General features: G+C 57.2%; 9 protein-coding genes. 2 read left to right on the top strand and 7 right to left on the bottom strand.

The features are described from left to right. Nucleotides 1-33: 33 nt before the first annotated feature. Nucleotides 34-960, bottom strand: coding sequence for a tRNA modification radical SAM protein MnmL/YtqA (mnmL, locus tag V3W49_RS05055; protein ID WP_500144091.1), 927 nt, complete (start codon nt 958-960; stop codon nt 34-36). Between the two features lie 682 nt (nt 961-1,642). Here mnmL and gltB point away from each other — a divergent pair. Both gltB and V3W49_RS05045 read left to right on the top strand, forming a co-directional pair. Next, on the top strand, nt 1,643-6,100 hold the full coding sequence (gene gltB, locus V3W49_RS05050) for a glutamate synthase large subunit (RefSeq protein ID WP_500144090.1): 4,458 nt from the start codon (nt 1,643-1,645) through the stop codon (nt 6,098-6,100). Nucleotides 6,101-6,109: 9 nt separating this feature from the next. Beyond that, nucleotides 6,110-7,528 (top strand): glutamate synthase small subunit, encoded by a 1,419-nt coding sequence (locus V3W49_RS05045; RefSeq protein ID WP_500144089.1) that lies wholly within the window; start codon nt 6,110-6,112, stop codon nt 7,526-7,528. 33 nt (nt 7,529-7,561) lie between these two features. On the opposite strand, the gene V3W49_RS05040 is transcribed toward V3W49_RS05045, so the two are convergent. The 6 genes from V3W49_RS05040 to sspA form a co-directional block, all read right to left on the bottom strand. Continuing rightward, complete coding sequence (locus V3W49_RS05040) at nt 7,562-8,899, bottom strand: aryl-sulfate sulfotransferase (RefSeq protein ID WP_500144088.1); 1,338 nt, start codon at nt 8,897-8,899, stop codon at nt 7,562-7,564. Between the two features lie 99 nt (nt 8,900-8,998). Beyond that, nucleotides 8,999-10,507 (bottom strand): MFS transporter, encoded by a 1,509-nt coding sequence (locus V3W49_RS05035; protein ID WP_500144086.1) that lies wholly within the window; start codon nt 10,505-10,507, stop codon nt 8,999-9,001. Between the two features lie 60 nt (nt 10,508-10,567). Next, nucleotides 10,568-11,467 (bottom strand): N-acetylneuraminate lyase, encoded by a 900-nt coding sequence (gene nanA, locus V3W49_RS05030; protein ID WP_500144085.1) that lies wholly within the window; start codon nt 11,465-11,467, stop codon nt 10,568-10,570. A 136-nt stretch (nt 11,468-11,603) separates the two neighbouring features. Beyond that, nucleotides 11,604-12,365: a transcriptional regulator NanR gene (locus V3W49_RS05025; protein WP_500144083.1), complete on the bottom strand. Its 762-nt coding sequence runs from the start codon at nt 12,363-12,365 to the stop codon at nt 11,604-11,606. A 91-nt stretch (nt 12,366-12,456) separates the two neighbouring features. Then, nucleotides 12,457-12,951, bottom strand: coding sequence for a ClpXP protease specificity-enhancing factor (sspB, locus tag V3W49_RS05020; RefSeq protein WP_500144081.1), 495 nt, complete (start codon nt 12,949-12,951; stop codon nt 12,457-12,459). A 5-nt stretch (nt 12,952-12,956) separates the two neighbouring features. Further along, nucleotides 12,957-13,595 carry a stringent starvation protein SspA gene (gene sspA, locus V3W49_RS05015; RefSeq protein WP_500144080.1) on the bottom strand — a complete coding sequence of 213 codons (639 nt, stop codon included), beginning with the start codon at nt 13,593-13,595 and terminating at the stop codon, nt 12,957-12,959. Between the last annotated feature and the right edge of the window lie 233 nt (nt 13,596-13,828).

The raw sequence follows: 13,828 nt of genomic DNA, 5'->3' as shown, positions 1-13,828 counted from the left end.
AATAGCGTAAATTAGATCGCGCTAGCCCTCCGGTTAATCCGGCGAACGCCAGGGACGCCCCAGCGCCGATCCCTGCGGCCCATAAGCCCGCAGCCAGTTGTCGACTTCCAGCATGCCGAGCCAGCGGTTTTCGCACCATAATGGCGCCAGAAGCGTGGGGCGACGAGCACTGGCGGATACTCTATGCCAGACGATCTCCGGCGGAGTATGGCGGATCATCTCCCCGGCGATAGCGCCGTAGCCCGCCTGCGTGGGCGGAGTCAGACGCCCGGCGCGCCAGGCCTTCGCCATGATACTGCCCTCAACGACATGCAGCGGATGCAGTTTAATTCCGTCAACGCCGGTTTCCGCCACCTTTTCGAGCGTTTGCAGACAGGCCTCTTGACCTTCGCCGGGGAGTCCAACAATCAGATGGCTGCATACCTTCAGACCGCGCGCCCTGGCGCGACGAGCGGTGTCCTGATAACAGGAAAAATCATGGCCGCGATTAATGCGATGCAGAGTTCTGTCATGGGCGCTTTGCAACCCCAGTTCCAGCCAGACCTCATAGCCCTGTTCCCGGTAACTGCTCAGCAGATCCAGCACGCTTTCTGGCACGCAGTCCGGCCGCGTGCCGACGCACAGCCCAACGACCTCAGCCCGGGCTACCGCCTGTTGGTACATATTCTTCAACACTTCGACTTCCGCAAAAGTGCTGGTATAGGCCTGGAAATAGGCGAGCCACAGCCGGGCCCGATCCAGCTTGCCGGACTGCGTTTCCAACTGCTCGCTGATGGAGTGGTACCGCTGACTCTCATCGGCAAACGAAGCGACGTTACAGAACGTGCATCCGCCGCGTCCCAGCGTGCCATCCCGGTTGGGGCAGCTAAAACCGCCGTGCAGCGCCAGCTTATGAACCTTTTCGCCATAGCGGCGGCGAAGATCGCCGCCGAACATATTGACTAATTTCTGTAACTGCATAATCTGTCTGACCGGCCCATGAAAAAGGGGGCCAGCCTGCCATTATCCACACCCTCTGGCGATGACCTGGATCAAGCGTCTGCGGGGGGGACTCTCTATATGCATACTAATTCATTATCATTGCAACTTTATCCATTGGCCGGCTAATAACTTATCCTTATATTTTTGCCAGTCTGGTTAAATTATTTATTCCACGCCAAAAACAGTCATATAGATTGCCTTTCAAAAAAAAACTGGTGAAAAAAACTGGCATTAACCTCACAGACAGCATTCATCGATATCGAATGCCTGATTATTTAGTGAGAGAGATCACAGAAAGCCCAGCGCTGGCACTGGCCATAATGTAGATTGAAATACATTAAATTCCTTTAAATACATAAAGATAGTCATGTTTCGCTCGTTTTTTTGATAAATAAGTTTGCCATTTGACCTGTGTTCGCTTTCCCGATAAGTTGGAATTTCGCTGGAAGCTTTCTCGATGGGGGTCTCCCCATCATATTTATGCAGTAATTGAGATTCCCTCTTAAGCAAGTCCTCAATACTTGTGTCACCGCTGCGAAGGTCTGAAGGAGGGCGAATTCGAGTCAGGCGTCAATAATGCGCGACTCGTCGCCACAGCCCCTTCTGCGCCCAAAAGCAAACGGTATCGGGAATCTCGCAGAGCCTGGGGAGGTTCACTGATATGTTGTACGATAAATCCTTAGAGAAGGATAACTGTGGTTTTGGCCTGATCGCCCACATAGAAGGCGACCCCAGCCACAAAGTAGTGCGTACCGCTATCCACGCACTGGCCCGCATGCAGCACCGCGGCGCTATTCTCGCCGATGGTAAAACCGGCGATGGCTGCGGACTTCTGTTACAAAAACCTGACCGTTTTTTCCGCCTGGTGGCCGAAGAGCGGGGATGGCGCCTTGCCAAAAACTACGCGGTCGGCATGATTTTCTTAAGTAAGGACGATGCTATTGCGCGCGCCTGCCGTGAAATTGTTGAGGAGGAGCTGCGTCAGGAAACCCTGTCTATCGTAGGCTGGCGCGACGTGCCTACCAACGACGACGTGCTCGGTGAAATCGCCCTCTCCTCCCTGCCCCGCATTGAGCAAATTTTTGTTAACGCACCGGCCGGCTGGCGCCCGCGCGATATGGAGCGCCGTCTGTTTATCGCCCGCCGCCGTATTGAAAAGCGCATTCAGGATCAGGATTTCTACGTCTGTAGCCTGTCCAACCTGGTCAATATTTATAAAGGTCTGTGTATGCCGGCGGATCTGCCGCGCTTCTACCTGGACCTGGCCGATCTGCGCCTGGAATCTTCCATCTGCCTGTTCCACCAGCGCTTTTCCACAAACACCGTGCCGCGCTGGCCGCTGGCGCAGCCCTTCCGCTATCTGGCGCACAACGGCGAAATCAACACCATCACCGGTAACCGCCAGTGGGCCAGGGCCCGTACCTATAAATTTAAAACTCCACTGATCCCCGATCTGCAGGACGCCGCTCCGTTCGTTAACGAAACCGGCTCTGATTCCAGCTCACTGGATAATATGCTGGAGCTACTGTTAAGCGGCGGCATGGATATCGTGCGCGCCATGCGCCTGCTGGTGCCGCCAGCCTGGCAGAGCAATCCGGATATGGATCCCGAACTGCGCGCCTTTTTCGACTTTAATTCCATGCATATGGAGCCCTGGGACGGCCCGGCAGGTATCGTACTGTCCGATGGCCGCTTTGCCGCCTGTAGCCTGGATCGTAACGGCCTGCGCCCGGCACGCTACGTTATCACAAAAGACAAGCTGATCACCTGCGCGTCGGAAGTGGGCATCTGGGATTATCAGCCTGATGAGGTGGTGGAAAAAGGGCGCGTCGGCCCAGGCGAACTGATGGTTATCGATACCCGTAGCGGGCAGATTTTGCATTCGGCCCAAACCGATAACGAGCTTAAAGGCCGCCATCCGTACAAAGCCTGGATGGATCAATATGTTCAGCGTCTGGTGCCGTTCGAAGAGCTGCCGGACGATCAGGTCGGCGTGCGAGAAATGGACGACGACCTGCTGTCGAGCTATCAGAAGCAGTTTAACTACAGCAGCGAAGAGCTGGATTCGGTGATTCGCGTGCTGGGCGAAAATGGTCAGGAAGCTACCGGCTCCATGGGCGACGATACTCCCTTCGCCGTGCTTTCCAGCCAGCCGCGTATTATCTATGACTACTTCCGCCAGCAGTTCGCTCAGGTAACCAATCCACCTATCGATCCACTGCGCGAAGCCCACGTCATGTCGCTGGCCACCAATATTGGTCGCGAGATGAATGTCTTCTGCGAAGCGGAAGGCCAGGCACATCGGCTGAGCTTTAAATCGCCTATCCTGCTGTGGTCTGACTTCCGTCAGCTCACCACCTTCGACGAAGAGTACTATCGCGCCGATACTCTCGATATCACTTACGATATCGCCAGCGCCTCTCTGGAAACCACCATTAACGCGCTGTGCGACGAAGCGGAGCGCATGGTGCACAACGGCACCGTGCTGCTGGTACTTTCCGATCGCAATATCGCGAAAAACCGCCTGCCGGTACCGGCGCCGATGGCGGTGGGCGCTATTCAACGCCGCCTGATCGAAAAGAACCTGCGCTGTGACGCTAATATCATCGTCGAGACTGCCAGCGCCCGCGATCCTCACCATTTTGCAGTACTACTCGGCTTCGGCGCCACGGCTATCTACCCGTATCTGGCCTATGAAACCCTGGCCCGTATGGTGGACGGCGGCACCATCAGCAAGTCCTGGCGCGAAGTGATGCTTAACTACCGTAACGGCATCAATAAAGGTCTGTACAAGATCATGTCCAAGATGGGGATCTCCACCATCGCCTCCTACCGCTGCGCTCAGTTGTTCGAAGCCGTGGGACTGCATCAGGAACTGTGCGATCTCTGCTTCCCCGGCGTGGTGACCCGCATTGGCGGCGCCAGCTTCAGCGACTTCCAGCAGGATCTGCTGAACCTGTCAAAACGCGCCTGGCTGACCCGTAAGCCGCTGAACCAGGGCGGACTGCTGAAGTACGTCCACGGCGGTGAATACCATGCCTATAACCCGGATGTGGTTCGCACCCTGCAACAGGCAGTTCAAAGCGGCGACTATCAGGACTATCAGGCCTACGCCAGACTGGTGAACGAGCGCCCCGTCGCTGCGCTACGCGATCTGCTGGCGCTGAATCCACAAGGCGAGGCCATTTCTGTCGATGCCGTCGAGCCCGCCAGCGAACTGTTTAAGCGTTTCGATACTGCAGCCATGTCTATCGGTGCTCTGAGCCCGGAGGCCCATGAATCGCTGGCGGAAGCCATGAACAGCATCGGCGGATTCTCTAACTCCGGTGAAGGCGGCGAAGATCCGGCACGCTACGGCACCAACAAAGTATCGCGCATCAAACAGGTCGCTTCGGGACGCTTCGGCGTCACCCCTGCCTATCTGAGCAATGCCGACGTCATTCAGATTAAAGTTGCCCAGGGCGCCAAGCCAGGCGAAGGTGGACAGCTGCCCGGCGATAAGGTCACCCCTTATATCGCTAAACTGCGCTATTCGGTACCTGGCGTGACCCTGATTTCGCCACCGCCACACCACGATATCTATTCTATCGAGGATCTGGCACAGCTTATCTTCGACCTGAAGCAGGTCAACCCGCGGGCGATGATCTCCGTGAAGCTGGTTTCTGAACCAGGCGTCGGCACCATCGCCACTGGCGTGGCCAAAGCCTATGCCGATCTTATCACTATCGCCGGCTACGACGGCGGCACTGGTGCAAGCCCGCTCACGTCGGTGAAATACGCCGGCTGCCCGTGGGAGCTGGGCCTGGTCGAAACCCAACAGGCGCTGGTAGCCAACGGCCTGCGCCACAAGATCCGCCTGCAGGTGGATGGCGGTCTGAAGACCGGCCTGGACATCATTAAAGCCGCCATTCTGGGCGCAGAAAGCTTCGGGTTCGGTACCGGGCCGATGGTAGCGCTGGGCTGCAAATATCTGCGTATCTGCCACCTGAACAACTGCGCGACCGGCGTAGCGACCCAGGACGAAAAGCTGCGTAAGAACCACTACCATGGCCTGCCGTTCAAAGTCACCAACTACTTTGACTTTATTGCCAGGGAAACCCGCGAGCTGATGGCATGGCTTGGCGTGAAACGTCTGGTGGATCTCATTGGCCGCACCGATTTGCTTACCGAGCTGGAAGGCTTCACCGCTAAACAGCAGAAGTTGGATCTTTCCAGGCTACTGGAGACTGCCGAACCGCACCCCGGTAAAGCGCTCTATTGTACCGAGAACAACCCGTCATTCGATAATGGCGAGCTGAACGCCCGGCTGCTTAAGCAGGCGCAGCCTTTTGTTGATGACAAACAGAGCAAGACCTTCTGGTTCGACATTCGCAATACCGATCGTTCAGTGGGTGCCGCACTCTCTGGCTATATCGCCAGCCGACACGGCGACCAGGGGCTGGCGGGAGATCCAATCCGCGCCCACTTTAGCGGTACCGCGGGTCAGAGCTTCGGCGTCTGGAACGCCGGCGGCGTTGAGCTGTTCCTGACCGGAGATGCCAATGACTACGTTGGTAAAGGCATGGCAGGCGGCCTGATCGCAGTACGCCCGCCGGTCGGCTCTTCATTCCATAGCCATGAAGCCAGCATCATCGGTAATACCTGTCTGTATGGCGCCACCGGTGGTCGGCTGTTCGCCGCTGGCCGCGCGGGTGAACGCTTCGCGGTACGTAATTCCGGGGCTCTCACCGTGGTGGAAGGCATTGGCGACAACGGCTGTGAATATATGACCGGCGGCGTGGTTTGCATCCTCGGCAAAACCGGGGTCAACTTCGGCGCAGGCATGACCGGCGGCTTCGCCTATGTGCTGGACGACGACGGCGAATTCCGCAAGCGCGTCAACCCGGAACTGGTGGAAGTGCTACAGGTGGACGAACTGCCGATTCACGAAGAGCACCTGCGCGGATTAATTACCGAACACGTGCAGCATACCGGCTCGTCACGCGGAGAAGCGATCCTGGCTGGATGGTCGGCGTTCGCCTCGAAGTTCGCGCTGGTAAAGCCAAAGTCCAGCGATGTTAAAGCATTATTGGGTCACCGTAGCCGAACCTCCGCCGAGTTGCGGGTACAGGCGCAGTAAGGGGTTGTTATGAGTCAGAACGTATACCAGTTTATCGATTTACAGCGCGTTGACCCGCCGAAGAAACCGCTCAGGATCCGCAAGATCGAGTTTGTCGAGATCTACGAGCCTTTTCTGGAAAACCAGGCCAGCGCTCAGGCGGATCGTTGTCTCGCCTGCGGGAACCCTTATTGCGAATGGAAGTGTCCGGTCCATAACTACATCCCCAACTGGCTGAAACTGGCCAACGAGGGGCGTATTGTGGAAGCCGCTGAGCTCTCGCACCAGACCAATACGCTGCCGGAAGTCTGCGGCCGCGTCTGTCCGCAGGACAGGCTTTGTGAAGGCGCCTGTACGCTGAACGACGAATTCGGCGCAGTGACCATCGGCAATATCGAGCGTTATATTAACGATAAAGCCTTTGAGATGGGCTGGCGCCCGGATCTGACCGGTGTAAAGCAGACCGGCAAGCGGGTGGCGATTATCGGCGCCGGCCCGGCCGGGCTGGCCTGTGCCGATATCCTGGCCCGCAACGGCGTGAAGGCTGTGGTCTTCGATCGCCACCCGGAAATCGGCGGTCTGCTGACCTTCGGCATTCCCGCCTTCAAGCTGGAAAAAGAGGTGATGATCCGCCGCCGCGAGATCTTCTCCGGCATGGGCATCGAGTTTAAGCTCAATACCGAAGTGGGTAAGGACGTGGAGCTCGACAGCCTGCTGGCCGACTACGATGCGGTATTCCTGGGCGTAGGGACTTATCAGTCGATGCGCGGTGGCCTGGACAATGAAGATGCGCCGGGCGTTTACGAAGCCCTGCCGTTCCTGATAGCCAATACCCGCCAGCTGATGGGCTTCTCTGAAGATTCACAGCAGCCTTATATCAGCATGGAAGGCAAGCGCGTGGTGGTGTTGGGTGGTGGTGATACTGCGATGGACTGCGTACGTACTTCGGTGCGCCAGGGTGCCACCCACGTTACCTGCGCCTATCGCCGTGACGAAGAGAACATGCCTGGTTCGAAGCGCGAAGTGAAAAACGCCCGCGAAGAAGGAGTGGAGTTTCAGTTCAACCTGCAACCGCTGGGCGTTGAGATCAACGATAATGGCCAGGTATGCGGTGTGAAGATGGCGCGAACCGAAATGGGCGAGCCTGATGAAAAAGGCCGCCGTCGCGCCGAGATCGTCCCAGGCTCTGAGCACGTGCTACCAGCTGATGCGGTGGTCATGGCGTTCGGTTTCCGACCACACCCGATGCACTGGCTGGAAAAACACAGCGTCGAGCTGGATAGCCAGGGCCGGGTGATTGCGCCGGAAAGCAGCGAGAACGCTTTCCAGACCAGTAATCCGAAGATCTTCGCCGGCGGCGATATCGTCCGCGGCTCCGATCTGGTGGTAACCGCCATCGCCGAAGGTCGCAAAGCGGCAGACGGCATTCTTAACTTCCTCGAAGTCTAAGCAATCAGGCCGCGGGTTTCCCCGCGGCCTGATTCATTCCCTGACCCCTTCCGTACTCTCTGCGCAACCCGGCGCCGCCGGATGACGTTTACAGTCGGCCATAACCGGCATTTCCGAATGCGGAGTCCCCTCTGGGGCCCAGCGATAATCCACCATCCGCGCCCGATACGCTGAATTAGTGACATAGTTATCCTTCGGCATCTGTTTACCGAAATACGGACTGACGTATTCCCAGACGATCTTACCGCGCGGCGTCACCTGGAAAAAGCGGCCATTCTGGCCTTCGTTAATCAATGTATTACCGTTGGGCAGACGCTGAGCATTACTGATAAAGGCGCTGTAGAAGCTCCATATCGCCCTGCCTGACTGCTGAGCCGAATATTCCCAGACGATCTGCCGGGTCTTAGGGTTGACTTCAATCACCCGGGAAGCTGAAAAAACACCCTGAGGCGGCGGCGGAAACCCCGCCTGGCCCTGGTTATCAAAAATCAGCAGATTACCGGCACCGGGTAGCCCTTTGCCAATCATATGCACGTCATGGGCGCCGACCATCTGGTCCAGCGGGCGCGGCAGAGGATCGCCGAGCTTCAACGGCGGGTAATCCGGCCCGATTCGCCAGACCACCTTCTTTGCTTTCTTATCGATAATGACCGCAACATTACCGTTGCGCGAATTAACCAGAATATTATCAGGTGCAAAACGGCGATCGCCGGCATCGAACCAGTGGTTTTCCCCCAGTGGCGCCGCAGTATTAAAATGCAGGAAATCGGGGTCCCGGCCCTGTTTGATCAGTGCGACCTGCCGCTGCGAAAAGCCCAGTTGATCCAGATGATCGCCCGCCCACCAGCGCCAGACGGTTTTACCCTGCGGCGTTACCTCTTCCACATTGTTATCAATAACGGGATAGTCAAAGCCGGGCAGCCAGCGCTTCGCCGCGCCCATAATCAGGGTATTGCCATTATCCAGCCGCCGGATATCGTGATGTTGATGCAATGGTTTACGCTGGCTGCCGTAGCGCCATACTTCATCACCATTCCAGTCCACTTCGCCCACTACGGCGTTCAGCATGCCGTTGCCCGGCGTCGCCGCTTTTTCCGGCTTTTCCTGGCGCTCAAGCTGAACCAGGAGATGCCCTTTAGCGTTGTCGATCGGCCACGGGGGGAAGCTCTCATAATTCCAGCGTTTGACCTCGTTGCCGTTCATATCGATCAGATGAGTTTTGCGATCGCCGCCGGGAAACAGCACATAGCCGTTCCATGCCCGCAACGGATCGTAATAGGTCGTTCCGGTTGGGAAACTGCCCGGTATGGCGCTGGCCGTTGCACTGAACATCAGCGCGCAGGCGCCCCCCATTAGCCACGATTTTGTCACAACGCCCCCTGCTTTGTGTTATCGAACCTCCCATGCTAATACAGTCAGGCAACGCACGCTTTCCGGCAGCGTCATTTTCGGCGTTATCCAGGCATTCTCTTAGCGTCTGACCGGAATATTCACGCGCTTACGCTTCGCCCTTCCGGGCTGCGCCCCGCCCAGCGGCAATCCGTCAATGGCGTCATGGGTACGCAGGGCGTCGGGACGCAACCAGCGCTGCACCCGGGAAGGCATGTCCAGACCAATCAACAGAATCACCACAAAGGTCAGGCTGAAAGAGAGCGAGCCCAGCGCCGTTCCCAGATCCAGCTGCCGGGCGATAGTCGCTCCCAGCACTGGCGCCAGCGCGCCGCCCAGGGCGCCGACGTTATAGGTAAACCCCAGGCCAGCGGCGCGCCTATCGGTATCGAAGTAGCCGCCAATCAGCTTGGGAAGGATCCCGGAGATCCCCTGTCCCAGCATCTGCTGAAAAAAGAGCAGCAGCCCCAGAACCCAGACGCTGGTTCCTCCCACGGCAAAGACCGGGATAATCAGCAGTTGCGATGCCAGCAGGCTATAAACATAAGCCCGCCGCGTCCCCAGCCAGTCCCCCAGAAATCCGCCAACGCAGCAGCCGACCGCAGCGCCAAATCCGCTAAAGAACAATACCTGCGCGACAGTACCCGGATCATAAGCCAGTTCGCTCTTAAGCCAGGTTGGCAATAGCGCCTGAATCGGCCAGGAGTAGAGAAAGGCGAACAGCACCACCACCATCAGCATTACGCCTGTTGGCCAGCGTCGACCTGCGCTCTGTACCATAAAGCTGATAAAAATTGCCGTGCATAGCAGACCGAGCGCGGCAACAATCGCCGCATTCTGTAAATCACCGGCGAAACAGAACCAGAGCGCGACACCCGCCGCCAGCGTCATCACCACATTGGCCAGCCGGTGCTCGCCGCGATACAGGATATCGACCATAGTGCGCACCGGGGCTTTGTCCGCATGCCGCTCTTTCCAGTCAGCCGCCTCCGGGATGTTCTTGCGCAGCCACAGGGCAAAGATAATGGGCAGAATGCCAATAAAAAACAGCGCCCGCCATCCCCAGAGCGGCACTACCAGGCTATATACCTGAGCCGCCACTACCGCGCCGACGGAAAAACCAGAGATCAAAAAGCCGCTGGCTTTATTGCGTAAGTGGCGAGGCCAGCTTTCAATCACATAAGTGGCGCTGGAGCCATATTCCCCTGCCATCCCCATACCGATCACCAGACGGGCCACAAACAGAGTGGTATAACCCGGGGCCAGACCACAGGCCAGGGTGCCGACTGAAAACAGCACAATACTGGTAATCATCGCCAGCCGCCGCCCGTAGCGATCGCCCATAGCGCCAAGCAGCAAACCACCAAACCAGCGCGAGATAAACGCGGCAGAGATCAGGCTGGCGGCCTGAACGGTCGTCAGGCCAAAATCCGCCTGAATCTCCGTTAATACCAGCGCGATCAGAACAAAATCGAAGCCATCAAGCAGATATCCCAACCAGGCGGCGGAAAAGGCGCGCCACTGAGTCCGGTTGAGATGACGATACCACGGGATTGCTGGAGCGGTTGTACTCATCGGTGTCTCCCGCAACGGGTCACGCCCGTTTGTTGACAGTGATCGGAGGCCGGCAGCCACCGGCAATACCGAAACCTAGTGCGACTCGTACTCTTCCTGTAACTGCCGCGCCAGCATTTTCAGGGCCGGCAGGAACCGCTCATCCACCGGGGCAAAAGGTTTGCGGCACAGCGGCACCGCCACCACATCCATATAGTGCAACAGGGTTTTCAGGCCGCGAAAAACGCCGGTCTGAATCAGCAGATCGATAACCTCGTTACACCGGCTTTGCAGACGACGGGCCTGCCCGACTTCCCCCTGATCCAGCGCATGGGCTATCGCTTTATAGCGCCAGCCCATCACGTTGTAAGTACTGCCAATGCCACCGTTAGCCCCCGCCATCAAACCACTGGTGAAGATCTCGTCATAACCGTTATAAAGCACCAGTTCAGGATGGGCCCGGCGGATCTGCTCCATCTGATAGAGGTCGCCGGAAGTCTGCTTCAGCGCAGCTACCCCCGGCAAAGCGATCAGTTGTCCAATCTGCTCCAGCGTAAGCTGCACGCCACTAAGCGCCGGAATGTTATAGACCACCATCGGCAGTCCCCGGGCGGCATCGATAATGGCGCGATAATGGTCGCAGTGCTCCGCAAAGCTGAAAGGGTAGTAAAACGGCGTTACCGCCGATACGGCATCATAACCATAGCGCTGCGCCGCCACGGCCAGTTGCTGGCTTTCTGCGGTGCTGACGCAGCCGACGTGAGCGATCAGTTTGATCCTTCCCGCCGCCTCCTGGGCCACGATCTCCAGCACCTCTTCACGTTCGGCGATGCTCTGGACAAAGGCCTCGCCGGTAGAGCCTCCTACATACAGGCCGTCGATCCCCTGACTGATATTAAAGCGCACCAACTGGCGCAGGCTGGCAGTATCCAGCCGCTGCTCGCGATCAAATGGCGTAAGTAGCGCGGACATAACCCCTTTAAGACTGGCTGACATAGCGACCTCATTCGTATTGGGAATGCTGAAACTATATACCTTTATACCTATTATACCAGATTAAAAAAGCGACAACTCCGCTCCTGAATGCTCAGTTTGGGAGCAACTTCACTAAAATGGATGAGGCATGATGTTCTTAACGCAGACGCGCCCAGGCAGCGAAAACGCTGGTGAGATGATCCTCTAAGGCCCGATCGGCCTCATCGGGACTGCGATCGCAAATGGCGTTGTAGATCCGAATATGTTGCTGATAACTATCGCTATTGTGCTGGTGGAGATCGCCATCGGCCACTTTAGGGCGCGTAGCGATAAGCCAGTCCAGCAGGGCGACGTGAATCGCCATAAAAATAGGATTTCCGGGAATACTGGCCAGCACCCGGTGAAACTCGATATCCGAGCGAATAAACTGCGCGTTATCATCCAGTGACTGGCTATTGTGTTCCAGGGCTTTGCCCAGTTCGGCAATTTGCTCGTCGCTGGCATGACTTGCCGCGTAACGCACGAGACTGGATTCAAAAAACAGCCTCAGTTGTTCAAAATGGGCAATCCCCCCAGGACGGGACAAAAAATCCTGCGCCATACCAGACAGTTCACTGACGATGGTATCCGCAGACGGGCGGGAAACTCTGGCCCGCTCGCCATTGTTAATCTGTACCAGCCCCTTACGCCTGAGCGATGCCAGCGCCTCGCGCACCGACGGACGCCCCACATCGAACATCATCATCAGTTCGCGCTCCGACGGCAGTTGCTCTCCTTCAGAAAATTCACGGCGGCGGATCATCTGCTCCAGCTCTTCTTCCACCATATCTGAAAGCTTCTTACGCGTCAGCGGACGGCGACGCAGGCCGGCCAGCGTACTCCTCGCATCCTTGTCAGCCTGTTGATCGAATGAACTCATAAGTGCTGTTTATCCGGGGTAAGGTAGCAATGGTATACCACAAAGGAAACAATGGGTGATAAAGAAACAGGGCCATACGGCCCTGTCTGGTTTACTTCACGACCCGAAGCGTCGGGCGACCACCGCGCGGCGGCGGCGGCTCGTCGTCCGGGTTATCGTCGTCAGCGTCCGGCCTGTCGCCGTCGATGACCGACATCAGGGTTTCGCCTTCATCAGTAGCGGGTTGCTCGTTGCCCGGCACCTCGGCTCCCTCTTCATAAGCCGCTTCCGGTTCAAACATGGTTCCGGCGCCGTTTTCCCGGGCATAGACGGCCAGTACCGCATACATCGGAACGTTAACCTGACGCGGCACGCCGCCGAAGCGCGCGTTAAAGCGCACTTCGTCATTGCCCAGCTCCAGGTTTCCTACGGCGCGCGGCGCGATATTCAGGACGATTTGCCCGTCGCGCGCATACTCCATTGGCACATTCACGCCCGGTAGTGTGACATCCACCACCAGGTGCGGCGTCAGCTGATTGTCCAGCAGCCAGTCGTAGAAAGCCCGCAGCAGATATGGCCGACGCGGGGATAACTGCGTAATGTCCATTAGCCTTAGCTCCGGCTCAGACGGATTTCACGTTCAGCTTCGGTCAGAGAAGCCAGGAATGAGTCACGTTCGAAAACGCGGGTCATATAGCCCTTCAGCTCTTTAGACCCCGCCCCACCCAGTTCAATCCCCAGAACAGGCAGACGCCACAGCAGCGGCGCCAGGTAGCAGTCCACCAGGCTGAACTCATCGCTCAGAAAGTAAGGCTTCTGGGTAAAGACCGGCGCGATAGCCAGCAGCTCTTCACGCAGTTGCTTACGCGCGGCTTCGGCCTCCTGCGCGGATCCTTTCTCGATGACGTTCATCAGCGAGTACCAGTCTTTCTCGATCCGGTGCATATAGAGGCGGCTCTCACCGCGCGCTACCGGATAGACCGGCATCAGCGGTGGATGCGGAAAGCGCTCATCCAGGTACTCCATGATGATGCGGGATTCCCACAACGTCAGTTCCCGGTCAACCAGCGTGGGTACGCTCTGGCTGGGATTGAGGTCGATCAGATCCTGAGGCAGGTTATCCATCTCAACGTTCTCAATCTCAAAGCTGACGCCTTTCTCAGCCAGAACAATACGTACCTGATGGCTATAGATATCAACAGGACCAGAAAACAGCGTCATTACCGAACGTTTGTTGGCAGCGACAGCCATGAAAACCTCCAGGTATATTCAGAAAAATACTGCTGCCAGCCGCAATCAAGACCGGCGTGATTAGAATCGCCTTCGCTGCCGGCCGCTTCCGTTGGCGCTCTGTTGCGCAAAACATCAGCAGTTACCAGCATTTGGGCATAAAATTGGATGATAGTTTACCAGATTTTACGCGCAGTGTGGTGAAGGGATTTTGGGATTTCGTCTAAAAGCCCTCGCCGCCGGAGCTCGGGCAT

This window comes from Rosenbergiella sp. YN46 (genome assembly GCF_036620675.1).
Lineage (GTDB): Bacteria > Pseudomonadota > Gammaproteobacteria > Enterobacterales > Enterobacteriaceae > Jejubacter.
The sequence above is the reverse complement of the archived record's forward strand: the minus strand, read 5'-3'. Positions and strand labels throughout refer to the sequence as shown.